The following is a 26,979-nucleotide window of genomic DNA, read 5'->3' as shown; positions in this document are numbered from 1 at the left end:
TTAAAAAGTTAATACTTTATCGGCGGAAAGCGTCCATTCAGCCAGCTCCACCAGCGTGCCAATTTCCACGCCATCAATCAGCGGTAGCCCGGTAATGCCGCGCCCGTCGGTACAGGTTTTGCACAGTTTGACCGGAACGTTTTGCGCGGTCAGGATCTCCAGCATTTGTTGAATGTTGTAGCCCTCTGCGGGTTTTTGCCCCTTCAGCCCGGCCGTGACGGCGTCGGACATCAAAAAGAGGCGCAGCTCCAGTTCACTCTCCTTATCGCGCAGCGCGATTGCCAGGCGCAGGCTGTTAAAAAGGGATTCACTGCCGTAGGCCGCACCGTTGGCGACGATCACAATCTTCTGCATGTTGACTCCTGTTCTTTGAAAAGGCACGAATATTGCTTCTCGTACCGAAGAATACGTATCGGGGAGAGAAACGATGACGATAGTGGCTGGCAGTTCCCCTGGCGCAACCGAATGGTTCCAGCGTGCGAAAATGTTGCGTGAGGAACAGCTCGGCAGACTGGCGCAGCTGGGCGCACTGGTGAACGGCATCAGTCGACTGGTGCATATGCTACAGTGCGAGCGCGGTGCGTCAAATGTCTGGCTCTGCTCGCAGGGCAAATTGTACGCGCCTGAATGCAAGGCCAGCAGGGCCCTGGTAGATGAAAACCTTGCCGCATTGCACCTTCAGTTTAACGAACCGCTGCCGGGCAGCGCCCTCTGCGAACGCATTGCCAGCGCACTGCACGGCCTTGAGACGCTAACGGTGCTGCGTGATGGCGTTACAGGTCAACGCGTCACCGCGCCGCAGGCGATGGAACACTACAGCCGCATACTGCGTCATCTGCTTAGTATCGTACCTCAACTCAGCGACAGCATTGACGATCCGCACATCGCGGGCCGATTTGTTGCCCTTTACAGCCTGATGCAGGGCAAAGAACTTGTGGGACAAGAGCGGGCGCTGGGGGCTATTGGTTTCACACAGGGATTCTTTGACGATGAAACCCGCCAGCGGCTGGTGGATCGCATTGATGGCCAGCAGGCCTGCTTCGAGGTTTTTATCTCCCATTGCACACCAGACGTGCAGGAGACGTTTATCCTCAACTGCCAGCCGGGTCTGGAGACTGAAAAACTCAGGCGTGAAGCGTGCACCCGCCAGCCTCCGGCAGATAACGGTGATACCGCCCTCAAATGGTTTGCCCTGCAAACCACGCGCCTTGAGCACCTGCGCACGCTGGAGGAGGTGGCAATTGCCGATCTGATGACGGCAGTTGAGGAGCGCCGCTATAGCGAAAACCTGCACGCAGACGATGGGCACGACGATATCCTGGCGCGATTTCCGGATAAACCGCTGCTGCCGCTGGTGCGCCAGCAGGCGCGTGAAATTGAGCAACTCTCTCGTCAGCTTGCTTCCCTGCGCGACACGCTGGAGGAGCGTAAGACCATCGACAAAGCCAAAAGCGTGCTGATGACGCACCAGAACCTGAGCGAGGAGCAGGCGTGGACTGCCCTGCGCAAAATGGCGATGGATAAAAACCAACGCATGGTGGATATCGCCCGTGCGCTGCTCACGGTGAAAAATTTGTGGAAGATACCCCCTGGGGAGTAGTTGCACAGTCCGTGGGCAATTTATGCCTGATTGAGGTGCGTAAAACAGCGCTCTTCTTGCAGAAACCCCGTAATAGCGGGGATGAAAAGCTGGCATTACCTTTGCATTAACAGATTAACCATTTTCGACGATGCGCCAACGGCGGTGCATGCGTCTTCGGGATAAAGGCGTCCAGCGGTGCTTCAGCACCGTCGGGCGCTTTTTTTTGCCTTTTTTCAGGAGCAATTATGGCGGATTTGTCGAGACGGCGGTTATTGCAGGCCAGCATGCTGGCGAGTGGTGCGATGCTGTTGCCGGGTGTCATGCAGGCCGCATGGGCGGCGGGGTCAGATAAGCCGGAGCAGGATACCGTGCGTATCGGGTTTATCCCCCTGACCGACTGCGCGCCCGTGGTTATCGCGGCCCTGAAAGGGTTCGATAAAAAACACGGCATTACTATTGTGCCGACAAAAGAGGCGAGCTGGGCGGCGGTGCGCGACAAGCTGGTGGCGGGGGAGCTGGACGCCGCACACATTCTTTACGGCCTGCTGTACGGTCTGGAGCTGGGCATCGCGGGCAAGCCGCAGCAGATGGCGAACCTGATGACCCTCAACCAGAACGGTCAGGCCATTACGCTCTCCAGCGATCTGGCGGAGAAGGGCGTTCGTGACCTCGACGGGCTGAAAAAGCTGATTGCGCAGCAGGCGCCGGGAACCTACACCTTCGCGCATACCTTCCCGACGGGAACGCACGCCATGTGGCTCTACTACTGGCTGGCCAGCGCGGGGATTAACCCGTTTGACGACGTGCGCACCGTGGTGGTGCCGCCGCCGCAGATGGTGATGAACATGCGCATTGGCAACATGGTCGGGTTTTGCGTTGGCGAGCCGTGGAACGCGCGGGCGATTAACGACCGCATCGGATTTACCGCCGCCACGTCGCAGTCCATCTGGGCCGATCACCCGGAAAAGATCCTCGGCACCCGACGCGACTGGGTGGCGAAAAACCCGCACACCGCGCGGGCGCTGGTGAGCGCCGTGATGGAAGCCGCGCGCTGGATCGAGGCGTCAGCGGAAAACAAACGCGAAACCGCGCAGATCCTCTCGCGCCGCGCCTGGCTCAACTGCAAGGAACAGTATCTCACCGGACGTATGCTTGGCGAGTACGACAACGGGGTCGGTCAGCGCTGGCAGGATGCGCACCCGATCCGTTTCTTCAACGAGGGAGCCGTGAGCTACCCGTATCTCTCCGACGGGATGTGGTTCTTAACCCAGTTCCGCCGCTGGGGCTTGCTCAACGCCGCGCCGGAATACGCGGGCATTGCACAGCGCATTAACCAGACCGCGGTCTGGCAGGATGCCGCGACCGCCGTGGGCGGCATGTCCACACCGTCATCCCCGTATCGCAGCAGCACCCTGATGGACGGCACCGTCTGGAACGGCACCGATCCGGAAGGGTACGCCAACCGCTTCGCCATTCACCGTAAAGGGGCCTGAGTATGCAGCATCTGCAAAATACAAAACCACAAGAGACGTCAGAGAGCGGGGAAGTGATTGTCCTGCCTCCGTTACAGGTTCGCCGCCGCACGCCCGCCTTTGCGCGCCGGATGAATGACTTTTTACAGCGCGTCATCCCGGCGCTGCTCGGTCTCGGCCTGCTGGTGGTGCTCTGGCAGCTGGCGGCGATAAACAGTAAAGGCTTTCCGACGCCGCTCAGCACGCTCGATTCGGCCATGACCCTGTTTGCCGATCCGTTTTATCGCGACGGGCCAAACGATATGGGCATTGGCTGGAACGTGCTGGCGTCGTTGCAGCGCGTCGCCATCGGCTTCGGTCTGGCGGCGCTGGCGGGCATTCCGCTGGGCTTTTTGATTGGGCGCTTCACCTTTTTCTCGCGCATGTTCAACCCGCTGATCGCGCTCCTGCGTCCTGTCAGCCCGCTGGCCTGGCTGCCTATCGGCCTGCTGCTGTTCCAGAAGGCGGAGCCTGCATCGAGCTGGACCATTTTTATCTGCTCCATCTGGCCGATGGTCATTAACACAGCCGAAGGGGTGCGCCGTATTCCGCAGGACTACCTCAACGTAGCCCGGGTGCTGCAACTCTCAGAGTGGACCATCATGCGCCGCATTCTTTTCCCCGCCGTGCTGCCTGCGGTACTGACCGGGGTACGTCTTTCCATTGGCATTGCCTGGCTGGTGATTGTCGCCGCCGAGATGCTCACCGGAGGTTTAGGCATTGGCTTCTGGATCTGGAATGAGTGGAACAACCTCAACGTCGAAAACATTCTCATCGCCATCGTCATCATTGGCGTGGTCGGGTTGCTGCTGGAGCAGGGGCTGATGCTGATCGCCCGTCGCTTTAGCTGGCAGGAAAAATAAGGAGTGAAGATGAAACCGTTAATTCAGGTCCAGGCCGTGAGCCAGCGTTTTTCCACCGCCAGCGGCGAGTTTCTGGCGCTGCAAAACGTCTCTTTTGATATCCACGAGGGCGAAACCGTCAGTCTGATTGGTCACTCCGGCTGCGGCAAGTCGACGCTGTTAAACCTGATCGCCGGGATCACGCTGCCGACGGAAGGCGGGCTGATTTGCGACAACCGCGAAATCGCCGGGCCGGGGCCAGAGCGCGCGGTGGTGTTCCAGAACCATTCGCTGCTGCCGTGGCTGACCTGCTTCGACAACGTGGCGCTGGCGGTGGATCAGGTCTTCCGTCACACCATGAGTAAGGCCGAGCGCAAAGCGTGGATTGAGCACAACCTCGACCGGGTGCAGATGGGCCACGCGCTGCATAAGCGCCCCGGGGAGATCTCCGGCGGCATGAAGCAGCGCGTCGGTATTGCCCGGGCGCTGGCAATGAAGCCGAAAGTGCTGCTGATGGATGAGCCGTTTGGCGCGCTCGATGCGCTGACGCGCGCCCATCTTCAGGATTCGGTGATGCAGATCCAGCAGGCGCTGAACACCACCATCGTGCTCATCACCCACGACGTGGACGAGGCGGTACTGCTCTCTGACCGCGTACTGATGATGACCAACGGCCCGGCGGCCACCGTGGGTGAGATCCTGCGCGTCGATCTGCCGCGCCCGCGCAACCGGGTGCAGCTGGCGGATGACAGCCGCTATCACCACATGCGCCAGCAGATCCTCCATTTCCTCTACGAAAAACAGCCGAAAGCGGCGTAATGAGGGGGCACGATGCGACTGGTCATTATCGGTAATGGTATGGCGGCAGCCCGGCTGATTGCGTCGCTCACCGGGCGTGTTCCCGGTCGTTTCGCTGTCACCGTCATCGGTGACGAGCCGGAGCAGGCATACAACCGCATCCAGCTTTCGCCGGTGCTGGGTGGCGAAAAGCAGGCGGAGCACATCTGTCTGCACGATGAAGACTGGTACACGGCACGAGGCGTAACGGTGCTGCGAGGAGAAACGGCGCTCGCAGTAGACGTTAACGCGCGTGAAGTGCATACCTCTGCTCGCACGCTGGGCTGGGATGCGCTGGTGTTTGCCACCGGGTCTACCCCTGTCGTGCCGCCGATCCCCCGGGTCGATGCGCCGCATGTGTTCACCTTTCGCACCCTGGCAGAGACCCGCGCCATCCGGAATATCTCCGGACCGGCGGTAGTGCTGGGCGGCGGCGTACTCGGCGTGGAGGCCGCGGCAGCGCTGGCGCGCAACGGTGACAACGTCACGCTCGTGCATCGCGGTCCGTGGCTAATGGAACAGCAGCTGGATCAGCAGGCGGGACTGTTGCTGGAAGAGGCGCTGGCGGCGCGGGGCGTTAGCTGTGAACTCGCCTCCGGCATCACGGCCATCGCTGACGATGCCGTGACGTTGCTCGACGGACGCCGCATCGCCGCCACGCGCGTGGTGCTGGCTACGGGCGTACAGCCCAACGTTGCGCTGGCAAAAGCCAGCGGCATTCGCTGCGCGCGCGGCATCGTGGTGGATCAGCAGATGCAAACCTCCGTGCCGGATACCTACGCCATCGGCGAGTGCTGCGAAATTGACGGCCAGACGTTTGGTCTGGTCGCCCCCTGTCTGGCGCAGGCGGATATTCTTGCCGCGCGGCTGGCCGGGGAGGTCACCGCGCCGTTTACCCTTGTCGACAACGGCGTGCGCCTTAAGGTGACCGGCGTGGAGCTGTTCAGCCTCGGACGCGCGACGGCGCAGGCGGACGATGTGGTCTGGAGTTCATGGGATCCGCTCACCCGTCACTATCGACGTTTACTGATCCATCAGGGGGCGCTGGCTGGCGTGCTGCTGATGGGTGACTGCCGCAGCGCGGCAACCTTTACCGATTTACTGGCAACGGCTGCGCCCGCCCACGCGGACTGGCTGTTCGATCGTTTCACAACGCAACCGCAGGTTGCAGGACAGAACGCTATGACAAAACCTACTCTGGTGGTGGTTGGGCACGGTATGGTCGGCCATCATTTCCTCGAAGACTGCGTTAACCGCAATTTGCATCAGCAGTATCAGATTATTGTTTTTGGCGAAGAGCGCTATGCCGCCTATGACCGCGTGCATCTGTCGGAATATTTTGGCGGACGCAGCGCGGACTCACTCTCGCTGGTGGCGGGGGCGTTCTTTGCCGATAACGGCATTGAGCTGCGCCTCTCGCAGCAGATCGTCGCTATCGATCGTGATGCGCACGTAGTGCGTACCGCCAGTGGCCATGAGACCCACTGGGACAAGCTGGTGCTGGCGACCGGCTCGTACCCGTTCGTACCGCCCGTTCCGGGCAACGATCTGCCGGGTTGTTTTGTCTACCGCACCCTTGACGATCTGGATAACATTGCGGCTCATGCGGCAGGCTCGCGTCGTGGCGTGGTGATCGGCGGCGGCCTGCTGGGGCTGGAGGCGGCAAATGCGCTTAAGCAGCTCGGGCTGGAAACTCACGTGGTGGAGTTTGCGCCGAACCTGATGGCGGTGCAGCTCGACAGCGACGGCGCGGCAATGCTGCGCAAGAAAATTGAGGCGCTGGGCGTAGGGGTGCACACCAGTAAATCGACGACGGAGATAGCCACCGCAGACGACGGACTGGTGCTGCGCTTTGCCGATGGCGAGCGGCTGGAAACGGACATGATGGTCTTCTCTGCCGGTATTCGGCCGCAGGACGCGCTGGCGCGCAGCAGCGGGCTGGCTGTCGGCGAGCGCGGCGGGATCTGCATTGACGACGTCTGCCGGACCTCCGATCCGGACGTGCTTGCCATCGGGGAATGCGCGCTGTGGGAGGGGAAAATCTTTGGTCTGGTGGCCCCGGGCTACCAGATGGCGCGCGTGGCCGCCGCTGTGCTGGCGGGTGAGGAGAAGCGCTTCACCGGCGCAGATATGAGTACCAAACTCAAGTTGCTGGGCGTGGATGTGGCGTCGTTTGGCGATGCCCACGGGCGCACGCCGGGCGCGCTGAGCTACCAGTGGACGCACGGGCCGCAGCAAATCTACAAAAAAATTGTGGTCAGCCACGACAGCAAAACCCTGCTGGGGGGCGTGCTGGTGGGCGATGCCAGCGAATACGCCACGCTGGTGCAGATGATGCTCAACGGCATCAGCCTGCCAAAAGAGCCGGAAACGCTGATCTTACCCGCGTCGTCAGGCGGCGCGCCGAAAGCGCTGGGCGTGGCGGCGCTGCCGGAAAGCGCGCAGATCTGTTCGTGTCATAACGTCAGCAAAGGGGATATCTGCCAGGCGGTAAGCGCGGGTGCGACGGATATCGGCGCCGTTAAGCAGTGCACCAAAGCGGCGACCGGCTGCGGAGGCTGTAGCGCGCTGGTGAAGCAGGTGATGGAGTTCCAGCTTGCGGCGCAGGGCGTGGAGGTGAAGAAAGATATCTGCGAACACTTCCCGTACTCGCGTCAGGAGATTTACCACCTGGTGCGCGTCAACCATATCCGCACCTTCGACCAGCTTATCAGCCGCTACGGTCAGGGGCACGGATGCGAGATCTGTAAGCCGCTGGTGGGCTCGGTATTGGCTTCCTGCTGGAACGAGTATCTGCTGAAACCGGCGCATCTGCCGTTGCAGGACACCAACGACCGCTATTTCGCCAATATTCAGAAAGACGGAACCTACTCCATCGTCCCGCGGATGCCGGCGGGTGAAGTGACCGCCGACGGGCTGATCGCCATCGGCCAGATCGCGAAACGCTATAGCCTTTACAGCAAAATTACCGGCGGGCAGCGTCTTGACCTGTTTGGCGCCACGCTCGAGCAGTTGCCTGAAATCTGGCAGGCGCTGGTGGAGGCCGGGTTTGAGACCGGGCACGCTTACGGGAAATCCCTGCGCACGGTGAAATCCTGCGTCGGGTCGACCTGGTGCCGCTACGGCGTGCAGGATTCCACCGGCCTCGCGGTCAGGCTGGAGCACCGCTACAAGGGGCTGCGCGCGCCGCACAAAATCAAAATGGCGGTCTCCGGCTGTACCCGTGAGTGCGCAGAGGCGCAGAGCAAAGACGTGGGGGTGATTGCCACGGACAAAGGCTGGAACCTCTATCTGTGCGGCAACGGCGGGATGAAGCCGCGCCACGCGGATCTCTTCGCCAGCGATCTGGACGACGAAACGCTGATCCGCACCGTTGACCGTTTCCTGATGTTCTACATTCGCACGGCAGATCGTCTGCAACGCACCAGTACCTGGATGGATAACCTGGAAGGCGGCCTCGACTATCTGCGCGAGGTGATCCTCAACGACAGCCTGGGGCTCGCCCACGAGCTGGAGCAGGAGATGGCCCGGGTGGTGGAGACTTACCAGTGCGAATGGCAAACCACCCTTAACGATCCTGACCGCCTGGCGCTGTTCCGCACCGCGGTGAACGTCCCCGCCGCGGAGGAGAACAAGCGCTGGCAGGAAATTTGTAATATCGACGAGATCCCGGAGCAGGCGGGCATTGGCGCGCATCTTGGGCGCAAACCGATTGCGCTGTTCCGCTTTGGCAACACCGTTTATGCCCTCGACGATCGGGAGCCGGGCAGCCGCGCGAACGTGCTGTCACGCGGCATCCTCGGCGATGCGGCGGGGGAACCGGTGGTGATCTCGCCGCTCTACAAGCAACGTATTCGTCTGCGCGACGGGTGTCAGGCTGAGAGCGGGGCGCCTGCGGTGCGTGCCTGGCCGGTAAAAATCGAAAACGGCAAGGTGTGGGTTGGAAATGAAGAGCTGGTGATGCGCGCGGAGGCCTCATGACGGAAACCCGGACAACGTGCCCTTACTGCGGGGTGGGCTGCGGCGTGGTCGCCAGCGCAGACGGTGAAAAGGTGAGCATTCGGGGGGATGAAACTCATCCGGCGAATTTCGGTCGTCTGTGCGTAAAAGGATCTGCCCTCGGGGAAACCACGGGGCTACAGGGACGCCTGCTGCGCCCGGTTGTCGATGGCCGGGAGGTGGCATGGCCGCAGGCGCTGGGCGAAGCGGGCGAGCGGCTGCGGAACATCATCAACGAATGGGGGCCGCAGGCGGTGGCGTTTTATGCCTCCGGCCAGCTGTTGACAGAGGATTACTATGCCGCCAACAAGCTGATGAAAGGCTTTATCGGGGCGGCGAACATTGATACCAACTCGCGGCTGTGCATGTCGTCGGCGGTGGTGGGTTACAAACGCGCCTTCGGTGAAGACGTGGTCCCGTGCAGCTACGAGGACGTGGAAAACAGCGATCTGGTGGTACTCGTTGGCTCGAACGCGGCCTGGACGCATCCGGTGCTGTATCAGCGGCTGGTGCAGGCAAAACACAACAATCCGCAGATGAAAGTGGTCGTGATCGATCCGCGTAAAACCGCCACCTGCGATATCGCCGATCTTCACCTCGCGCTCAGACCCGGCAGCGACGCCGGGCTGTTTGTGGGGTTGCTCAATCTGATCCAGGGGCGCGGCGAGTGGCCGATCCCGCGCGTGGCGGCGTTTTGCGATCTGCCTTCAGATGAAATTGGCACCTTCTACGACTGGTTTGTCACCGCGCCACGCGCGATCACGCTCTACACCATGGGGATCAACCAGTCCTCCAGCGGCAGCGACAAGTGCAACGCCATCATTAACGTGCATCTTGCCAGCGGGAAGTTCAACCGTCCGGGCTGCGGCCCGTTTTCGCTGACCGGACAGCCAAATGCCATGGGCGGGCGGGAAGTGGGGGGACTGGCGAACCAGCTGGCGGCGCACATGAACTTCGAGCCGGACGATCTCTCGCGCGTGGCGCGTTTCTGGGGAACGGAACGGCTGGCGCAGACCCCGGGCCTGATGGCGGTGGAACTGTTTGACGCCATTGCCCGCGGCGAGGTGAAGGCGGTGTGGATCATGGGCACCAACCCTGCTGTGTCACTTCCCGACAGCCACGCGGTGTGCCAGGCTCTGGCGGCCTGCCCGCTGGTCATGGTATCTGAGGTGATGCAGGAGACGGACACCAGCCGGTTTGCCCATATCCGTTTTCCCGCCCTGGGCTGGGGCGAGAAAAACGGCACGGTGACCAATTCTGAACGCCGTATCTCCCGCCAGCGCGCCTTTATGCCTGCGCCGGGCGAGGCCAGACCGGACTGGTGGATCATCGCCCGGATCGCAGAGCAGCTCGGTTATGGCGATGCCTTCGCCTGGGAACACCCTCAGGAGATATTTTGTGAGCATGCGGCGCTGACGGCGTTTGAAAATAACGGCCAACGGGCGCTAAACCTGCGCGAACTGGCGTCGCTGACGCGAGAGGCGTGGGACGCGCTGGCGCCGTATCAGTGGCATGCCGGTGAGTTCCCGCAACGAACGCTTGTTCCGGTTGACCCGTCCCCGCATGGGGCCAGCGTCGACGAATTGTACCCCTTGATACTGAACACCGGGCGGATCCGCGATCAGTGGCACACCATGACGCGCACGGGGCATGTTCCGCGCCTGATGCAGCATATCGATGAGCCTTCTGTTGAGATGAACGCAACTGATGCGGCGCGCGCCGGGCTGACTGACGGCCAGCTGGCGCGGGTAAGCTCCCCGCGCGGAGTGATGGTTGCCAGAGTACGTATATCCACCGCGCAGCGTGCGGGCGAGCTGTTTGCGCCGATGCACTGGAACGCGCAATTTGCCCGGCAGGGAAAGGTCAACGCGCTGGTGGAAGGGCGGGTTGATGTCGGGTCAGGCCAGCCGGAGAGTAAACAAACCGCGGTGAGGATCCTGCCCTGGCTACCGGCCTGGCAGGGGGAACTGTATGCCCGCGAGCTGCCAGCGCTGCCGCCGTCGGTCTGCTGGTGGCGTAAAGCCTCACGTCTGACGGTGGCGGGGGAGCAGCCGTTGCTGTCGTGGGTCATGGCGTACGCCAGCGGTCGGGGCTGGCAGTTACAGGTGGCACAGACGGGAGAACGCAGCAGCGTGCTCGCCTGGCATCACGGCGAGCTGATGCTGGGCTACTGGGAGGGCCATACGCTGCCAGCGCTGGCGCATGCGTTTATTGAAGAAGCCTTTGCTGCTGCGCCCGTACAACTCGCTGAACGCCATGCGCTGCTGCACGGACAACGGCCGGGCGAAGATGCCGATCCCGGGCGAATTATCTGTAGCTGCTTCAGCGTGGGTGAAAATACGATACGTAAGGCGATAGCCGGAGGCTGTGATTCTGCCGCAGCGCTGGGCGTGAAGCTGCGTTGCGGTACGAACTGCGGCTCCTGCGTGCCGGAGCTGAAAGGGCTGTTGGGATAGTGTAAGGGCGTCGGGTGGCGGCTTTGCACCGGTACGAATTTGTCGGTCGGGTAAGGGGAAGCCGCCACGCGACAATGCTTTTCAGGATATTCCTGAAATTTCTGTTAAGACTGGTTTTCAGGGCTTATGGGGTTAACATAATAAGTGGTTGTTCATAAACACAGGTTCTGATTGACGACGTTGAAGGCTGTATCGTCCCGCATCCGTTTTTTGCTGTTACTCCCCCTTTTTACGGCTGGAGCCGTTCACGGTGCGCCGAAATCCTTCGTGCAGCAGGCGCAAAATCCGTTTGATAACAACGGTGATAGTCTGCCGGATCTCGGTATGGCGCAGCCGAGCACCGAAGGCGAAAAGCATCTGGCTGAAATGGCAAAGGCCTTCGGTGAAGCCAGTATGACCGATAACGGCCTGACGGCCGGGCAGCAGGCGCGACAGTTCGCGTTTGGCAAGGTGCGGGATGCCGTCAGCGGGGAAGTCAACGAGCAGATTGAATCCTGGCTTTCACCCTGGGGAAACGCCAACGTCAATGTACTGGTGGATGACGACGGCAACTTTAACGGCAGCAGCGGAAGCTGGTTTATCCCCTGGAACGACAACACCCGTTATCTGAGCTGGAGCCAGCTTGGTCTGACGCAGCAGACAGACGGGCTGGTGAGCAACGTCGGGATCGGGCAGCGCTGGGTTGCCGGAAACTGGCTGCTGGGCTACAACACCTTTTACGACAACCTGCTGGAAGACAACCTGCAACGTGCCGGGCTGGGCGCAGAGGCGTGGGGCGAAAACCTGCGCCTGTCGGCCAATTACTACCAGCCGTTCGCTGGCTGGCAGCCGCGTTCCGACATCCGCGAGCAGCGCATGGCGCGCGGGTACGACGTAACGGCCAAAGCCTGGCTTCCCTGGTTTCATCACCTGAACACCAGCGTCAGCTTTGAACAGTATTTTGGCGATAACGTCGATCTGTTTAACAGCGGTACGGGGTATCACAACCCGGTTGCGGTCAACCTGGGACTGAACTATACCCCTGTTCCGCTGGTTACCCTGACGGCTGCCCATAAGCAGGGGGAGAGCGGCGTTAGCCAGAATAACCTCGGGCTGAAGCTCAACTATCGTTTTGGCGTGCCGCTGGCGAAACAGCTTTCCGCCGGGGAGGTGGCGGCGACGCGCTCGCTGCGGGGCAGCCGCTATGATTCACCTGAGCGCGATAATCTGCCCGTGATGGAATTTCGTCAGCGCAAAACCCTCTCGGTATATCTTGCCACGCCGCCGTGGGATCTTAAGCCAGGCGAAACGGTGATGCTTAAGCTGCAAATTCGCAGCAAGCACGGTATCCGGCAGATCCACTGGCTGGGTGATACCCAGGCGCTCAGCCTGACCTCACCGGCAAACGGTAACAGCAGCGATGGCTGGAGTGTGATCATGCCTGCATGGGATGATTCAGAAGGGGCGAAAAACGCATGGCGGCTTACGGCCGTGGTGGAAGATAAGGATGGGCAGCGTGTCTCCTCCAATGAGATCACGCTTTCCGTGGTGCAACCGCTCGTCGCAATGCCTGCCGACGATCCACGGTGGAAGTTGCTGCCGGATGAGTAAGTTAAAAAATGCGCTCCTGATGCACCCAGACGGCGGCTTCGACGCGGGATTTTAACTTCATTTTTTTCAGCATGTGTTTGACATGCACTTTGACCGTGCTCTCGGTGATGTCCAGACGGCGGGCGATCATTTTGTTCGGCAGCCCCTGGGCAATCAGCTTAAGAATGTCACGCTCGCGCGGGGTCAACTGACTGACGTCGCGGTCAGACGTGGCGCGGTTCGCACGCAGGCTGGCGGCCAGTACCGGCGTTAACGCTTCACTCAGCACCATCTCGCCTGCGGCTGCCTGTTGCAGCGCCTTGAGCAGATCTTCCGGCTCCATATCTTTCAGCAGATAGCCGTCTGCCCCTCGCTTAAGCGCGGTGACCACGTCTTCTTCATGGTTTGAGACGCTGAAGACCACCACCCGGCCAGAGAGGGATTTCTCCCGCAGCTTGTCGAGGGTTTCCAGGCCATTCATGCCCGGCATGTTGAGATCGAGCAAGATCAAATCAGGATCGAGCGATTCGGCAAGTTCAATACCCTGTTCGCCGTTGCTGGCTTCCCCGACGACGGTGATATCTGGTGCCATGCTGACAAGCTGTTTAACGCCAGTGCGCAGCATCGGATGATCGTCAATCAACAGGATAGATGCCGGTTCCTGATTAGTCATGGTTTTCTCCTTGAGCAGTTATGAGAGGCTTTTCGGGTATAAAGGTGACCACTACTTCGGTGCCACCTGACTCTCCCCGGCGAACCTGGCAATCACCGCGCAGGCTTTGCGCGCGGTCTCGCATGATAATTAAACCATAATGGTTCGTTCGTTCGGCATTTTCCGGCACGCCGCGGCCGTTATCCTGAACCCTGAGCTTCACCTGATTATCCTGGCAGCTGACGGTGACCGTAACGGCCGTCGCCTCGGCATGCTTGAGCACGTTGCTCAGGGCTTCGCGGGCAATTTGCAGCAAATGGATCGCCTGGTGAGAGGGGACAAAACGCGGTGGCAGCTGGTAATCCAGCTTCACCGGGAAGCCCAGCCGGGCGCTAAACTCCTGACAGCTGGACTCCAGCGCAGGGCGCAGCCCCGGCTCGGTGAGCTGCAAACGGAAGGTGGTCAGCAGCTCGCGAAGCTGAACCCACGAGGTGTTAAGCTCGTTGCGGATCTGACTGAGCAGCTGTTTGCTGCTCTCGGGCATGCCTTCATCCTGCATTTGCAGGCAGCTCACCTGCATCTTCATGCAGGAGAGGGACTGGGCGATGGAGTCGTGCAGCTCGCGGGCGATGGTGGCACGCTCCTCCATCACGATCAGCTGCTGCTGTTTCTCCTGGTGGCGGTCGAGCGCCAGCGTGGCCGTGAGCTGCTCAACAAGCGTATCGACCAGCTGCTGCTGGTCGTGGCTCAGGTGACGTCCGGCGGGCAGGGTGGCCAGCAAAATACCGTACTGGGTATGGCTGTCCATCAGCCGCCACTTGAGGGTCGTGCCGCTGGTGGTAAGCGGCGGCAAGCCGCGCGGGCACAGATGACACCCTTTATCGTCGCAGGAGATGTCTGACTGACAGGTAAATTCCTGATGGTTTTCCTCATCTTCAACGTCGTAAACCCGAAGCTCAAGATCGCGGAGCAGAGTCAGATTTTGCAGGCCGTTCAGTACCGGCGAAAGACGTTCGCAAAGCGGGACCTGCATATGCAGGCGACGGTTCGCCTGCCAGAGGAAAGAGAGGATCTCGTTTTTTTGCTCAAGCCCGGCGGTTTTCTCCTGGACGCGTTGTTCCAGTACCGCGTAGCTCTCTGATAGCTCTGCCGACATGGTATTGAGCGCCTCGCCGAGCATCGCCATTTCGTTGCGCCCGCTGATGTGCGTGCGCTGGGTAAAATCGCGCTGTGTGACGGCGCGGGCCATCGCCAGGAGCTGTTTCCAGGGGTTAAGCAACCGCGCGCGCAGCCAGATAACCGTGAAAATCAGCAGCAAACCCATAAACAGGGCCATTGCGCGGTGAACCATCACCACACGGTCAATGCGTAACTCCGTGGTGCGATCGAATGAGGAGACAAGATGATCGATGCGTGATACAAACCCGGCGACATCCTGGGCGACCGTTTCCCGGTCTTCCGCCCGCTTTAACCCAGGCTCCAGCTGGGTATGCCAGTAGCCCTGAAGCGCCTTAAGCTGAGATTGCTGACCGTCACGGATGGCGGCTCTTTCCAGTTCAGGGCTGAATGCGGTACGCTCCATTTCGTCGATAAGCGGTTGGTCAGCCTGCGTCAGCGGCACCGACGCCAGCAGCCGGTAACTCTGCATACGTAGCGAGCCTGCCTCGTTGATGGCATGCGCGTTACCCTGTACACCCTGTACCAGCCAGCCAGAAATAGCCATGCCGGTCACGCCGATAGCGGTGGACAGCAGAACAATAAGCGCCAACTGGTTAACCAGCGTCAGCGGAGATAAACATCTTTTTAACATAGAGTTGCCGGGCTCCTGACGTGACCTGTTGCAGGAATGGCGCTATTCTCGTGCATACCCTGGAGTATACCCATACCAATAAAGGATTACCTCTAAATTGCCAGAGGGGTAACGGTTAGTGGGTGGACGAAGCAGGGATGCGTCAGCACCGTGAAAAACCACACCTTTTTTACGTTTTGCATCTACTCATTAAGAGTGATGGCTTTTTTTTCGCCGCAAAACCTCCCACTTTTCCTTTGATTTATATCAACTTACCGCCGCCCTAAAGCCCTAATGTTTGCAGCATCATTCGAGAATCAGAGGTGTCTATGAGTCACTCTTCCGCTCCCGAAAGGGAAACTGGTGCCGTTATTACAGACTGGCGTCCAGAGGATCCGGCGTTCTGGCAACAGCGCGGCCACCGTGTAGCAAGTCGTAATCTGTGGATTTCCGTTCCATGTCTGTTACTGGCGTTTTGCGTCTGGATGTTGTTCAGTGCGGTTGCGGTTAACCTGCCAAAAGTGGGCTTTACCTTCACCACCGATCAGCTGTTTATGTTGACCGCGTTGCCGTCGCTTTCAGGCGCACTGCTGCGCGTTCCTTATGCGTTTATGGTGCCGGTATTTGGTGGTCGTCGCTGGACGGCTTTCAGTACCGGGATCATGATCGTACCGTGCGTGTGGCTCGGTTTTGCGGTGCAGGATACCTCCACACCGTTTAGCGTGTTCGTGATTATCTCTCTGCTGTGCGGTTTTGCGGGGGCGAACTTTGCATCCAGTATGGCAAACATCAGCTTCTTCTTCCCGAAAGCGAAGCAGGGCGGTGCGCTGGGCATTAACGGCGGCCTGGGTAACATGGGCGTGAGCGTGATGCAGCTGATTGCTCCGCTGGCGATCTCTGTCTCCATCTTTGCGGCCTTTGGCGGCGGCGGTGTGACGCAGCCCGACGGTTCCGTGCTGTTCCTGCAAAACGCCTCCTGGATTTGGGTACCGTTCCTGGTGGTCTTTACCCTGGCGGCGTGGTTCTTCATGAACGATCTGTCCGCGTCCAAAGCGTCACTGAGCGAGCAGCTGCCGGTGCTGAAGCGTGGTCACCTGTGGGTGATGGCGCTGCTGTATCTGGCGACCTTCGGCTCGTTCATCGGTTTCTCCGCAGGCTTTGCCATGCTGTCGAAAACCCAGTTCCCGGACGTGCAGATCCTTCAGTTTGCCTTCTTCGGTCCGTTTATTGGCGCGCTGGCACGTTCGCTGGGCGGGATGATCTCCGACCGTCTGGGCGGAACGCGCGTTACGCTGGTGAACTTTGTTGTGATGGCCATCTTCTGTGCGCTGCTGTTCCTGACGCTGCCTGCGGGTGGTGAGGGGGGTAACTTCTTTGCCTTCTTCGGCGTCTTCATGGTGCTGTTCCTGACCGCCGGGCTGGGCAGTGCGTCTACTTTCCAGATGATCTCTGTCATCTTCCGCAAGCTGACCATGGACCGCGTGAAAGCGCAGGGCGGGAGCGACGAGCAGGCAATGCGTGAAGCTGCTACCGATACCGCTGCGGCGCTTGGGTTTATCTCTGCGATTGGCGCGATTGGCGGCTTCTTTATTCCAAAAGCGTTCGGTATCTCACTGGATCTGACCGGCTCTCCGGCGGGTGCGATGAAAGTATTCCTCGTCTTCTATATCGCCTGCGTGGTCATCACCTGGCTGGTATATGGCCGTAATACCAAGAAAAACAAGTAAGCTTGATTATCCGTTTGCGCGGCCTGAGTGCCGCGCTTTTTTTAAACACTAAATAGTTACAACATACTAATAGCGTTACCCGTGGTCACACGCAGGTAACGCTGTGATCGCCATCGCTTTACAGGTGTGTCTACCCCTTAATACCTAAGATGTTAAATTTTGCCTCGACTATTGTACGATAAATAAAATATATCTATATAAATCATAAAGTTAAAAAGCATTTACGGCTACCGCTTTGGTGGTATTTGATCTAATACCCCCCTTCAGAGTCCCCCTTCGTCTTGATCGTTATCAATTCTCACCATCTTTCATAGCGTTACCTTCGCTGCAAATCAGCAATGTCGATTTAGAGAGCCACAGGCTCCACACAGGAGATACCCGATGAGCAAATTTTTGGACCGGTTTCGCTACTTCAAACAGAAGGGTGAAACTTTTGCCGATGGGCACGGCCAGGTTCTGGATACCAACCGGGACTGGGAAGACGGTTACCGTCAACGCTGGCAGCATGACAAAGTTGTCCGTTCTACCCACGGCGTAAACTGCACTGGCTCATGTAGCTGGAAGATTTTCGTTAAAAACGGTCTGGTGACCTGGGAAATGCAGCAGACCGACTATCCGCGTACCCGTCCGGATATGCCGAACCACGAACCGCGCGGCTGCCCGCGTGGGGCCAGCTACTCCTGGTATCTCTACAGCGCCAACCGTCTGAAATACCCGCTGATGCGTAAACGCCTGATGAAAATGTGGCGTGAAGCGAAAGCGCAGCACAGCGATCCGGTTGATGCCTGGGCCTCCATCATTGAAGATGCCGACAAAGCGAAAAGCTTCAAGCAGGCGCGTGGTCGCGGTGGTTTCGTTCGTTCTTCCTGGAAAGAGGTGAACGAGCTGATTGCGGCTTCCAACGTCTACACCGTGAAAACCTACGGTCCTGACCGTGTGGCAGGCTTCTCGCCAATCCCGGCGATGTCGATGGTCTCTTACGCCTCCGGCGCGCGCTACCTGTCACTCATCGGTGGTACCTGCCTGAGCTTCTACGACTGGTACTGCGACCTGCCGCCAGCGTCGCCACAGACCTGGGGCGAGCAGACCGACGTGCCGGAGTCCGCTGACTGGTACAACTCCAGCTACATCATCGCCTGGGGCTCTAACGTTCCGCAGACCCGTACCCCGGATGCGCACTTCTTTACTGAAGTACGTTACAAAGGGACCAAAACCGTCGCCGTGACCCCGGATTACGCCGAAATCGCCAAACTGTGCGATCTGTGGCTGGCGCCGAAACAGGGTACCGATGCCGCAATGGCGCTGGCGATGGGCCACGTCATGCTGCGTGAGTTCCACCTCGACAAGCCAAGCCAGTACTTCACTGATTACGTCCGTCGCTACACCGACATGCCTATGCTGGTGATGCTCGAAGAGCGTGACGGCTATTACGCCGCAGGCCGTATGCTGCGTGCTGCGGATCTGGTGGACGCGCTGGGTCAGGAAAACAACCCGGAGTGGAAAACGGTCGCCTGCAACAGCAACGGCGAGCTGGTGGCGCCAAACGGTTCTATCGGCTTCCGCTGGGGCGAAAAAGGCAAATGGAACCTGGAGCAGCGTAACGGCACCACGGGTGAAGAGACGGAGCTGCGTCTCAGCATGCTGGGCAGCCAGGACGAAATCGCCGATGTCGGCTTCCCGTACTTTGGTGGCGAAGGTTCCGAGCACTTCAACAAGGTTGAGCTGCAAAACGTTCTGATGCACAAGCTGCCGGTGAAGCGCCTGCAACTGGCGGACGGTTCTACCGCTCTGGTCACGACGGTCTACGATCTGACCATGGCGAACTACGGCCTGGAGCGCGGCCTGAACGACGAAAACTGCGCGACCAGCTATGACGACGTGAAGGCTTATACCCCAGCCTGGGCAGAGCAGATCACCGGTGTGCCACGCGCCCAGATCACCCGTATCGCCCGCGAATTTGCGGAAAACGCCGACAAAACCCACGGTCGTTCCATGATCATCGTCGGTGCCGGTCTGAACCACTGGTATCACCTCGACATGAACTATCGCGGCCTGATCAACATGCTGATCTTCTGCGGCTGCGTCGGGCAGAGCGGCGGCGGCTGGGCGCACTACGTGGGCCAGGAAAAACTGCGTCCGCAGACCGGCTGGCAACCGCTGGCGTTTGCTCTTGACTGGCAGCGTCCGGCTCGTCACATGAACAGCACCTCCTACTTCTATAACCACTCCAGCCAGTGGCGCTACGAGACGGTCACCGCCCAGGAGCTGCTGTCGCCGATGGCGGATAAATCCCGCTACAGCGGCCACCTGATTGACTTCAACGTCCGCGCTGAGCGTATGGGCTGGCTGCCGTCTGCGCCGCAGCTGGGCACGAACCCGCTGCGCATTGCGGAAGCGGCGAAGCAAGCGGGCATGTCGCCGGTGGACTACACCGTTAAATCCCTTAAAGACGGCTCAATCCGCTTCGCGGCAGAACAGCCGGAGAACGGTAAAAACCATCCGCGTAACCTGTTTATCTGGCGCTCTAACCTGCTGGGTTCGTCCGGTAAAGGTCACGAGTACATGCTGAAATACCTGCTCGGTACCGAAAACGGTATTCAGGGTAAAGATCTCGGCAAGCAGGGCGGCGTGAAGCCGGAAGAGGTGGAGTGGAAAGACAACGGTCTGGACGGCAAGCTGGATCTGGTGGTAACGCTGGACTTCCGTCTGTCCAGTACCTGCCTGTACTCCGACATCGTGCTGCCTACTGCCACCTGGTACGAAAAAGACGACATGAATACGTCGGATATGCATCCGTTTATTCATCCGCTATCTGCGGCCGTTGACCCGGCATGGGAATCAAAAAGCGACTGGGAAATCTACAAAGACATCGCGAAGAAATTCTCCGAAGTCTGTGTAGGGCACCTGGGCAAAGAGACCGACGTGGTGACGCTGCCCATCCAGCACGACTCCGCTGCCGAACTGGCGCAGCCGCTGGACGTGAAGGACTGGAAAAAAGGCGAGTGCGACCTGATCCCGGGCGTGACCGCGCCGCACATTATTCCGGTTGAACGCGATTACCCGGCAACCTACGAACGCTTTACCTCTATCGGCCCGCTGATGGAGAAGATCGGTAACGGCGGTAAAGGCATCGCCTGGAACACCCAGAGCGAAATGGATCTGCTGCGCAAGCTCAATTACACCAAAGCAGACGGCCCGGCGAAAGGCCAGCCGATGCTGAACACGGCAATTGATGCGGCAGAGATGATCCTGACCCTGGCCCCGGAAACCAACGGCCACGTGGCGGTGAAAGCGTGGGCGGCCCTGAGCGAGTTTACCGGTCGTGACCACACGCACCTGGCGAAGAATAAAGAGGAAGAGAAAATACGCTTCCGCGATATTCAGGCCCAGCCGCGCAAAATCATCTCCAGCCCGACCTGGTCAGGCCTTGAAGATGAACACGTGTCCTATAACGCCGGATACACCAACGTTCACGAGCTGATCCCATGGCGCACGCTTTCTGGCCGTCAGTCGCTCTATCAGGATCACCAGTGGATGCGTGACTTCGGTGAAAGCCTGCTGGTTTACCGTCCGCCAATCGATACCCGCTCCGTGAAAGCGGTGATGGGCGCGAAATCGAACGGTAACCCTGAGAAGGCGCTGAACTTCCTGACGCCGCACCAGAAGTGGGGTATCCACTCCACCTATAGCGACAACCTGCTGATGCTGACGCTGTCGCGCGGTGGTCCGATTGTCTGGATGAGCGAAGCGGACGCCAAAGATCTGGGTATCGAAGATAACGACTGGATCGAAGTGTTCAACAGCAACGGCGCCCTGACGGCACGTGCGGTGGTGAGCCAGCGTGTACCTGCCGGGATGACCATGATGTACCACGCGCAGGAACGTATCGTTAACCTGCCGGGGTCTGAGATCACCGAGCAGCGCGGCGGCATTCACAACTCCGTGACCCGTATTACGCCGAAGCCGACCCACATGATCGGTGGTTATGCCCAGCTGGCCTACGGCTTTAACTACTACGGCACCGTAGGATCGAACCGCGATGAGTTCGTGGTGGTACGTAAGATGAAGAATATTAACTGGTTAGATGGTGAAGGTAATGACCAGGTACAGGAGAGCGTAAAATGAAAATTCGTTCACAAGTCGGCATGGTGCTGAATCTGGATAAATGCATCGGCTGTCATACCTGCTCAGTCACCTGTAAAAACGTCTGGACCAGCCGTGAAGGTATGGAGTACGCCTGGTTCAACAACGTGGAAAGCAAGCCGGGCACTGGCTTCCCGACCGACTGGGAAAACCAGGAGAAGTGGAAGGGCGGCTGGATCCGTAAAATCAACGGCAAACTGCAACCGCGCATGGGTAACCGTGCCATGCTGCTGGGTAAAATCTTCGCTAACCCGCATCTGCCGGGCATTGATGATTACTACGAGCCGTTTGATTACGACTATCAGAACCTGCACAACGCGCCGGAAAGCAAACACCAGCCGATCGCCCGTCCTCGCTCGCTGATCACCGGTCAGCGCATGGACAAAATTACCAGCGGTCCAAACTGGGAAGAAATTCTGGGCGGCGAATTCGAAAAACGCGCCAAAGACCAGAACTTCGAGAACATGCAGAAGGCGATGTACGGCCAGTTCGAAAACACCTTCATGATGTATCTGCCGCGCCTGTGCGAACACTGCCTTAACCCGGCGTGCGTGGCGACCTGCCCAAGCGGCGCCATCTACAAGCGTGAAGAAGATGGCATTGTGCTGATCGACCAGGACAAGTGCCGCGGCTGGCGTATGTGCATCACCGGCTGCCCGTACAAAAAAATCTACTTCAACTGGAAGAGCGGTAAGTCTGAGAAGTGCATCTTCTGCTATCCGCGTATCGAAGCCGGTATGCCGACCGTCTGCTCAGAGAGCTGCGTAGGTCGTATCCGCTACCTCGGCGTGCTGCTGTACGACGCGGACGCGATTGAAAATGCCGCAAGCACCGAGAACGAGAAAGATCTGTATCAGCGTCAGCTGGACGTCTTCCTCGATCCGAACGATCCGAAGGTTATTGAGCAGGCGCTGAAAGACGGTATTCCGCAGAGCGTGATTGACGCCGCACAGCAGTCTCCGGTGTACAAAATGGCGATGGACTGGAAGCTGGCCCTGCCGCTGCACCCGGAATACCGCACGCTGCCGATGGTCTGGTACGTGCCGCCGCTGTCTCCGATTCAGTCTGCGGCGGACGCGGGTGAACTGGGCAGCAACGGCATTCTGCCGGACGTGGAAAGCCTGCGCATCCCGGTTCAGTATCTGGCCAACCTGCTCACCGCAGGGGATACCCAGCCGGTACTGCTCGCGCTGAAACGTATGCTGGCGATGCGTCACTTCAAACGTGCGGAAACCGTTGACGGCGTTAACGATACCCGCGCGCTGGAAGAGGTTGGTCTGACCGAAGCGCAGGCGCAGGAGATGTACCGCTATCTGGCAATCGCTAACTACGAAGATCGTTTCGTGGTGCCGAGCAGCCACCGTGAACTGGCTCGCGAGGCCTTCCCGGAGAAAAGTGGGTGTGGCTTTACCTTTGGCGACGGTTGCCACGGGTCAGACAGCAAATTCAACCTGTTCAACAGCCGCCGCATCGACGCGATGGATGTGACCAGCAAAACGGAGCCGCACCAATGATTGAACTCGTCATTGTTTCGCGTCTGCTCGAGTACCCTGATGCTGCGCTTGTGCAGCATCAACAGGAACTCTTTGATGCACTCGCGTCATCTGAAAACCTGGATAAAGAGGATGCCCAGAAGCTGGGCATTTTCCTCCGCGACCTGCTGGCGCGCGAGCTTCTTGATGCGCAGGCGGACTACAGCCAGCTGTTTGATCGCGGCCGTGCAACGTCTCTGCTGCTGTTCGAACACGTTCACGGTGAATCCCGCGACCGTGGTCAGGCGATGGTGGATCTGATGGCCCAGTACGAGCAGCACGGTTTGCAACTCGACAGCCGCGAGCTGCCGGATCACCTGCCGCTGTATCTGGAATATCTGGCGCAGTTGCCGAAAGAGGAAGCGCTGGGCGGGTTGCAGGACATTGCTCCTATTCTGGCGTTGCTCGGCGCGCGTCTCCAGCAACGTGAGAGCAGCTATGCAGTCCTGTTCGATCTGCTGGTGAAACTGGCTAACGCCTCGGTTGACAGTCAAAAAGTGGCGGAAAAAATCGCGGATGAAGCCCGTGACGATACCCCACAAGCACTGGATGCCGTCTGGGAAGAGGAGCAGGTGAAATTCTTTGCTGACCAGAGCTGTGGCGAATCTGAAATCTCCGCGCATCAGCGTCGTTTTGCCGGAGCGGTGGCTCCGCAATATTTGAATATCTCTAACGGAGGACAGCACTAATGCACTTCCTGAATATGTTCTTCTTTGACATTTACCCGTATATCGCGGGCACCGTGTTCCTGGTGGGAAGCTGGCTGCGTTATGACTATGGCCAGTACACCTGGCGTGCTGCCTCCAGCCAGATGCTGGATCGTAAAGGGATGAACCTGGCGTCAAACCTGTTCCACATCGGGATTTTGGGGATTTTCGCCGGTCACTTCCTGGGGATGCTGACCCCGCACTGGATGTACGAAGCGTGGCTGCCGATTGACGTGAAGCAGAAGATGGCGATGATTGCCGGCGGCGCCTGTGGCGTGATGACCCTGGTGGGTGGTCTGTTGCTGCTGAAACGCCGTCTGTTCAGCCCACGCGTGCGGGCTACCACGACCGGAGCGGACATCCTGATCCTCTCCCTGCTGATGGTGCAGTGTGCGCTTGGTCTGCTGACCATTCCATTCTCTGCGCAGCATATGGACGGCAGCGAGATGATGAAGCTGGTGGGATGGGCGCAGTCTGTCGTAACCTTCCGCGGGGGCGCCTCTGAGCATCTGGACGGCGTGGCGTTTATCTTCCGCGTTCACCTGGTGCTGGGTATGACCCTGTTTGTGCTGTTCCCGTTCTCTCGCCTGGTGCACATCTGGAGTGCGCCGGTGGAGTACCTGACGCGCAAATATCAGATTGTGCGTGCTCGTCGCTGATTAGCTGTATTAATACAACCCCGCATTTGCGGGGTTTTTTTTGTCCCCGATCCAGGGGGCGTGCGGATGCCGGGTGGCGGCTGCGCCTTACCCGGCCTACAGACCCTATTCGTAGCCCCGGTAAGCGAAGCGCCACCGGGGAAAACAGGCAGGGAAGGATTACTCCCGGCATCGAGAAATATGGAGCATTGTGCTTGAGTGAGTGCTTAAGAATCTGGAAGTGATGGTGGTGGGGGAAGGATTCGAACCTTCGAAGTCGATGACGGCAGATTTACAGTCTGCTCCCTTTGGCCGCTCGGGAACCCCACCAGGGGTAATTCATATTTTGAGGTAAAGCTGGAGATGGTGGTGGGGGAAGGATTCGAACCTTCGAAGTCGATGACGGCAGATTTACAGTCTGCTCCCTTTGGCCGCTCGGGAACCCCACCACGGGGTAATGCTTTTAACTGGCCTGCTTCCTGTTGGAAGCGGGGCGCATCATATCAAATGAGACGCCCCTGTAAAGCATTCCTTTAGGGAAATGAAGCTGTTTGCCTGCTTTTTATCCGTAAAGGCGTAAAGCTAATCAATTCATTTTCCGAAGGATTAAAGAATAATCGTTCTGTTGCCGTATACAAAGACGCGCTGGGCAAGTACCTGATACAGCGCACGGCTCAGTACGTTCTTCTCAACGTCACGGCCAGCACGCATCATATCTTCTGCCGTGTAGGTGTGATCCACGTGAATCACGTCCTGCATGATGATTGGACCTTCGTCCAGATTGTCATTCACGTAGTGCGCGGTTGCGCCAATGATCTTCACCCCACGCTCGTATGCCTGGTGATACGGACGCGCGCCAATAAAGGCTGGCAGGAAGGAGTGGTGGATGTTGATAATTTTGTTCGGGAAACGCGCCACGAAGGATGGCGTCAGCACGCGCATATATTTCGCCAGCACCACGTAATCCGGGTTATGCGCTTCAATTGCAGCAGCCATCAGGTTGTCGTGCTCTTCACGGGTATGGCCTTCGTGACTGACCAGTTCAAACGGAATGTCGAAACGTTCAACCAGCGTACGCAGCGTCTCGTGGTTGCCAATGACGGCGGCAATTTCGACGTCCAGGCCACCGTAGTTGGCTTTCATCAGCAGATCGCCCAGGCAGTGCGCCTCTTTGGTGACCAGAATGACAATGCGGCGACGGCCCGCCGGGTTAAGCTCACGCACCGAGCCTTCCGGCAGGGCGCTGTCCAGATCGGCAAGCAGGGTTGTGTCGTTGAAAATGCCTTCCAGTTCGGTACGCATAAAGAAGCGACCGGTACGGTGGTCAACGAACTCGTTGTTCTGCACGATATTCAGTTCATGCTTGTAGCAAATGTTGGTAATTCGTGCGATCAGCCCTTTTTGATCGGGACAGATAGTGCGCAGAACTTTACGTTGTAATGATTGCATCGCCGGGAAATCCTGTTTATGTATTTGCGAAGTCTGAGTTGTCAGGCATTACTGCCGCAACACTTTTTAAATTTTTTTCCTGAACCACAGGGGCAGGGATCGTTACGACCGAATTGCGGACGTGTGCCGTCAATATAATACCATTGCCCGCTCTCCTTTAAGAACCGTGAGCGTTCAATGATGGCGCCGGGTTTGTTTTGTTCGCTAAAGCGGGCGACAAAACTGACATAGCCCTCGTTGGCATCGCGGCCGGGAGCGGCTTCAAAGACGGTGAGGCCCAGCCAGATGGTGTTGGCAAATCCGGCTTCAATCTCTTGGCGAAAATCGGCAGCATGGCAGGACGGATGCCAGGTTTTAATCAGGTAGTCTGCGTTTTTGATCACAAAAGCAGTATACCGCGAGCGCATAAGGTGTGACGGGTCTGGTGCAACCTGCTCGCCAGAAAGATATCGCTGGCAACATAGGCTATACTCCAGAGCGCTACCACAGGGGCAGAGTTGAGACACGATTCTCTTCCTGGAACAAAAAATAAGGCGTTTAACGCTTAAGGTAGCAATATGTTAACTGAGCAGGTGCGTTGACGCTATGTCGGGAATCCAGGGGAAGTAAAACAGGGCTAATGAGAAAGGTAAAAATTGGACTGGCGTTGGGCTCAGGTGCAGCCCGGGGTTGGTCACATATTGGCGTTATCAATACCTTAAACCAGATGGGGATTGACGTTGATATTGTCGCAGGATGTTCTATCGGGTCGCTGGTCGGATCCGCGTACGCCTGCGGTAAGCTCCCTGAGCTTGAAAGCTGGGTGCGCTCCTTCAGTTACTGGGATGTGCTGCGCTTGATGGATCTCTCCTGGCAGCGTGGCGGCCTGCTGCGCGGCGAACGCGTGTTCAATCAGTTTCGCAAGATAATGCCCCTCGCTGACTTCAGCCACTGCCAAATGCCTTTCGGTGCCGTTGCAACCAACCTCAGTACGGGCAGGGAGTTATGGCTCACTGAAGGGGATATTCATCTTGCCGTTCGCGCATCCTGTAGCATGCCGGGGTTAATGGCGCCTGTGCCTCACAACGGCTACTGGCTCGTTGATGGGGGCGTAGTGAATCCTGTACCCATCTCTCTGACGCGCGCCATGGGGGCGGATATCGTCATTGCCGTGGATTTACAGCACGATGCTCACCTCATGCAGCAGGATTTGATGCCGGTTAATCTTCAGAGCGATGACGCGGAAGAAGAGAAACTTGCCTGGCATGCGCGATTACGCGGCAGAATAGGGCGCCTGGCTGCCCGTCGCGCCGTGACTGCGCCGAACGCCATTGAAATCATGACGACCTCTATTCAAATTCTTGAGAATCGCCTGAAGCGAAACCGTATGGCTGGCGATCCTCCGGATATTCTTATTCAACCCTATTGTCCACAAATCTCTACCCTTGATTTCCACCGGGCTGAGGCCGCCATAGCAGCGGGCTCGTTAGCCGTCGAAAAGAAAATAGATGAACTGTTGCCTTTTGTGCGTACAGCACGTTGAGCACTTTTTTGATTACTTCAGCAA

At 58.6% G+C, this 26,979-nt stretch carries 18 protein-coding genes and 2 tRNA genes; 13 read left to right on the top strand and 7 right to left on the bottom strand.

Going from position 1 to position 26,979, the window contains the following annotated elements; genetic code table 11:
* Positions 1-354: a DsrE/DsrF/TusD sulfur relay family protein gene (locus ACOTW6_RS02720; RefSeq protein ID WP_015570354.1), complete on the bottom strand. Its 354-nt coding sequence runs from the start codon at positions 352-354 to the stop codon at positions 1-3.
* Between the two features lie 73 nt (positions 355-427).
* Here ACOTW6_RS02720 and nasR point away from each other — a divergent pair, with 73 nt between their 5' ends.
* From nasR to ACOTW6_RS02685, 7 genes are all read left to right on the top strand, one after another.
* Entirely contained in the window at positions 428-1,600 is a 1,173-nt protein-coding gene (gene nasR, locus ACOTW6_RS02715; RefSeq protein ID WP_121478856.1) for a nitrate regulatory protein NasR, read from the top strand.
* A 227-nt stretch (positions 1,601-1,827) separates the two neighbouring features.
* Positions 1,828-3,075: a CmpA/NrtA family ABC transporter substrate-binding protein gene (locus ACOTW6_RS02710; protein WP_121478857.1), complete on the top strand. Its 1,248-nt coding sequence runs from the start codon at positions 1,828-1,830 to the stop codon at positions 3,073-3,075.
* 2 nt (positions 3,076-3,077) lie between these two features.
* Positions 3,078-3,956, top strand: coding sequence for a nitrate ABC transporter permease (ntrB, locus tag ACOTW6_RS02705; RefSeq protein WP_121478858.1), 879 nt, complete (start codon positions 3,078-3,080; stop codon positions 3,954-3,956).
* A gap of 9 nt (positions 3,957-3,965) precedes the next feature.
* On the top strand, positions 3,966-4,754 hold the full coding sequence (locus tag ACOTW6_RS02700) for an ABC transporter ATP-binding protein (protein ID WP_015570359.1): 789 nt from the start codon (positions 3,966-3,968) through the stop codon (positions 4,752-4,754).
* A gap of 12 nt (positions 4,755-4,766) precedes the next feature.
* On the top strand, positions 4,767-8,753 hold the full coding sequence (gene nirB, locus ACOTW6_RS02695) for a nitrite reductase large subunit NirB (protein ID WP_213788834.1): 3,987 nt from the start codon (positions 4,767-4,769) through the stop codon (positions 8,751-8,753).
* Complete coding sequence (locus ACOTW6_RS02690; RefSeq protein WP_213788833.1) at positions 8,750-11,227, top strand: nitrate reductase; 2,478 nt, start codon at positions 8,750-8,752, stop codon at positions 11,225-11,227. Before nirB ends, ACOTW6_RS02690 begins: the two co-directional genes overlap by 4 nt.
* 171 nt (positions 11,228-11,398) lie before the next feature.
* Entirely contained in the window at positions 11,399-12,817 is a 1,419-nt protein-coding gene (locus tag ACOTW6_RS02685) for a YchO/YchP family invasin (RefSeq protein WP_121478861.1), read from the top strand.
* A gap of 1 nt (position 12,818) precedes the next feature.
* Here ACOTW6_RS02685 and narL read toward each other — a convergent pair whose 3' ends face one another.
* Both narL and narX read right to left on the bottom strand, forming a co-directional pair.
* A complete protein-coding gene (gene narL, locus ACOTW6_RS02680) occupies positions 12,819-13,469 on the bottom strand; it encodes a two-component system response regulator NarL (protein ID WP_003856701.1) in 651 nt (216 codons plus the stop codon).
* Positions 13,462-15,258: a nitrate/nitrite two-component system sensor histidine kinase NarX gene (gene narX / locus ACOTW6_RS02675; RefSeq protein WP_003856703.1), complete on the bottom strand. Its 1,797-nt coding sequence runs from the start codon at positions 15,256-15,258 to the stop codon at positions 13,462-13,464. Before narX ends, narL begins: the two co-directional genes overlap by 8 nt.
* Positions 15,259-15,566: 308 nt before the next feature.
* Between narX and ACOTW6_RS02670 the strand changes: the two genes are divergently transcribed.
* From ACOTW6_RS02670 to narI, 5 genes are all read left to right on the top strand, one after another.
* Positions 15,567-16,964, top strand: a complete 1,398-nt coding sequence (locus tag ACOTW6_RS02670) for a NarK family nitrate/nitrite MFS transporter (protein ID WP_017384245.1) — start codon at positions 15,567-15,569, stop codon at positions 16,962-16,964.
* Positions 16,965-17,345: 381 nt separating this feature from the next.
* Positions 17,346-21,089 carry a nitrate reductase subunit alpha gene (locus ACOTW6_RS02665; RefSeq protein WP_032653838.1) on the top strand — a complete coding sequence of 1,248 codons (3,744 nt, stop codon included), beginning with the start codon at positions 17,346-17,348 and terminating at the stop codon, positions 21,087-21,089.
* Positions 21,086-22,621 carry a nitrate reductase subunit beta gene (gene narH / locus ACOTW6_RS02660; protein ID WP_017384243.1) on the top strand — a complete coding sequence of 512 codons (1,536 nt, stop codon included), beginning with the start codon at positions 21,086-21,088 and terminating at the stop codon, positions 22,619-22,621. The genes ACOTW6_RS02665 and narH overlap by 4 nt, the downstream gene beginning before the upstream one ends.
* Positions 22,618-23,328, top strand: a complete 711-nt coding sequence (narJ, locus tag ACOTW6_RS02655; RefSeq protein ID WP_047051575.1) for a nitrate reductase molybdenum cofactor assembly chaperone — start codon at positions 22,618-22,620, stop codon at positions 23,326-23,328. Before narH ends, narJ begins: the two co-directional genes overlap by 4 nt.
* The gene (gene narI, locus ACOTW6_RS02650) at positions 23,328-24,005 is read left to right on the top strand and encodes a respiratory nitrate reductase subunit gamma (protein WP_047051574.1); all 678 of its coding nucleotides are present in this window, start codon (positions 23,328-23,330) and stop codon (positions 24,003-24,005) included. The genes narJ and narI overlap by 1 nt, the downstream gene beginning before the upstream one ends.
* Positions 24,006-24,229: 224 nt before the next feature.
* Here narI and ACOTW6_RS02645 read toward each other — a convergent pair.
* From ACOTW6_RS02645 to ACOTW6_RS02630, 4 genes are all read right to left on the bottom strand, one after another.
* A tRNA-Tyr gene (locus tag ACOTW6_RS02645) sits at positions 24,230-24,314 on the bottom strand.
* Between the two features lie 34 nt (positions 24,315-24,348).
* Positions 24,349-24,433: transfer RNA gene (locus ACOTW6_RS02640), tRNA-Tyr, on the bottom strand.
* Positions 24,434-24,590: 157 nt separating this feature from the next.
* Positions 24,591-25,433 (bottom strand): formyltetrahydrofolate deformylase, encoded by an 843-nt coding sequence (gene purU / locus ACOTW6_RS02635; protein ID WP_003856715.1) that lies wholly within the window; start codon positions 25,431-25,433, stop codon positions 24,591-24,593.
* Positions 25,434-25,474: 41 nt separating this feature from the next.
* Positions 25,475-25,939, bottom strand: coding sequence for a YchJ family protein (locus ACOTW6_RS02630; protein WP_121478863.1), 465 nt, complete (start codon positions 25,937-25,939; stop codon positions 25,475-25,477).
* A 113-nt stretch (positions 25,940-26,052) separates the two neighbouring features.
* On the opposite strand from ACOTW6_RS02630, the gene rssA reads away from it, so the two are divergent.
* Positions 26,053-26,955, top strand: coding sequence for a patatin-like phospholipase RssA (rssA, locus tag ACOTW6_RS02625; protein ID WP_045351007.1), 903 nt, complete (start codon positions 26,053-26,055; stop codon positions 26,953-26,955).
* Positions 26,956-26,979 lie beyond the last annotated feature (24 nt).

It is taken from the genome of Enterobacter cloacae complex sp. IR5403 (genome assembly GCF_049238705.1).
In the GTDB taxonomy this organism is placed as follows: Bacteria; Pseudomonadota; Gammaproteobacteria; order Enterobacterales; family Enterobacteriaceae; genus Enterobacter; species Enterobacter hormaechei_C.
Note: the sequence above shows the minus strand (reverse complement) of the source record. Positions and strands in the feature narration are given on the sequence as shown.

What these genes read in the sequence shown, in the direction of transcription:
- nasR (WP_121478856.1), top strand. Translation starts at nt 428, where the DNA reads ATGACGATAGTGGCTGGCAGTTCCCCTGGCGCAACCGAATGGTTCCAG.
- ntrB (WP_121478858.1), top strand. Translation starts at nt 3,078, where the DNA reads ATGCAGCATCTGCAAAATACAAAACCACAAGAGACGTCAGAGAGCGGG.
- narH (WP_017384243.1), top strand. Translation starts at nt 21,086, where the DNA reads ATGAAAATTCGTTCACAAGTCGGCATGGTGCTGAATCTGGATAAATGC.
- ACOTW6_RS02670 (WP_017384245.1), top strand. Translation starts at nt 15,567, where the DNA reads ATGAGTCACTCTTCCGCTCCCGAAAGGGAAACTGGTGCCGTTATTACA.
- ACOTW6_RS02665 (WP_032653838.1), top strand. Translation starts at nt 17,346, where the DNA reads ATGAGCAAATTTTTGGACCGGTTTCGCTACTTCAAACAGAAGGGTGAA.
- nirB (WP_213788834.1), top strand. Translation starts at nt 4,767, where the DNA reads ATGCGACTGGTCATTATCGGTAATGGTATGGCGGCAGCCCGGCTGATT.
- narI (WP_047051574.1), top strand. Translation starts at nt 23,328, where the DNA reads ATGCACTTCCTGAATATGTTCTTCTTTGACATTTACCCGTATATCGCG.
- narX (WP_003856703.1), bottom strand. Translation starts at nt 15,258, where the DNA reads ATGTTAAAAAGATGTTTATCTCCGCTGACGCTGGTTAACCAGTTGGCG.
- rssA (WP_045351007.1), top strand. Translation starts at nt 26,053, where the DNA reads ATGAGAAAGGTAAAAATTGGACTGGCGTTGGGCTCAGGTGCAGCCCGG.
- narJ (WP_047051575.1), top strand. Translation starts at nt 22,618, where the DNA reads ATGATTGAACTCGTCATTGTTTCGCGTCTGCTCGAGTACCCTGATGCT.
- ACOTW6_RS02690 (WP_213788833.1), top strand. Translation starts at nt 8,750, where the DNA reads ATGACGGAAACCCGGACAACGTGCCCTTACTGCGGGGTGGGCTGCGGC.
- purU (WP_003856715.1), bottom strand. Translation starts at nt 25,433, where the DNA reads ATGCAATCATTACAACGTAAAGTTCTGCGCACTATCTGTCCCGATCAA.
- narL (WP_003856701.1), bottom strand. Translation starts at nt 13,469, where the DNA reads ATGACTAATCAGGAACCGGCATCTATCCTGTTGATTGACGATCATCCG.
- ACOTW6_RS02710 (WP_121478857.1), top strand. Translation starts at nt 1,828, where the DNA reads ATGGCGGATTTGTCGAGACGGCGGTTATTGCAGGCCAGCATGCTGGCG.
- ACOTW6_RS02700 (WP_015570359.1), top strand. Translation starts at nt 3,966, where the DNA reads ATGAAACCGTTAATTCAGGTCCAGGCCGTGAGCCAGCGTTTTTCCACC.
- ACOTW6_RS02720 (WP_015570354.1), bottom strand. Translation starts at nt 354, where the DNA reads ATGCAGAAGATTGTGATCGTCGCCAACGGTGCGGCCTACGGCAGTGAA.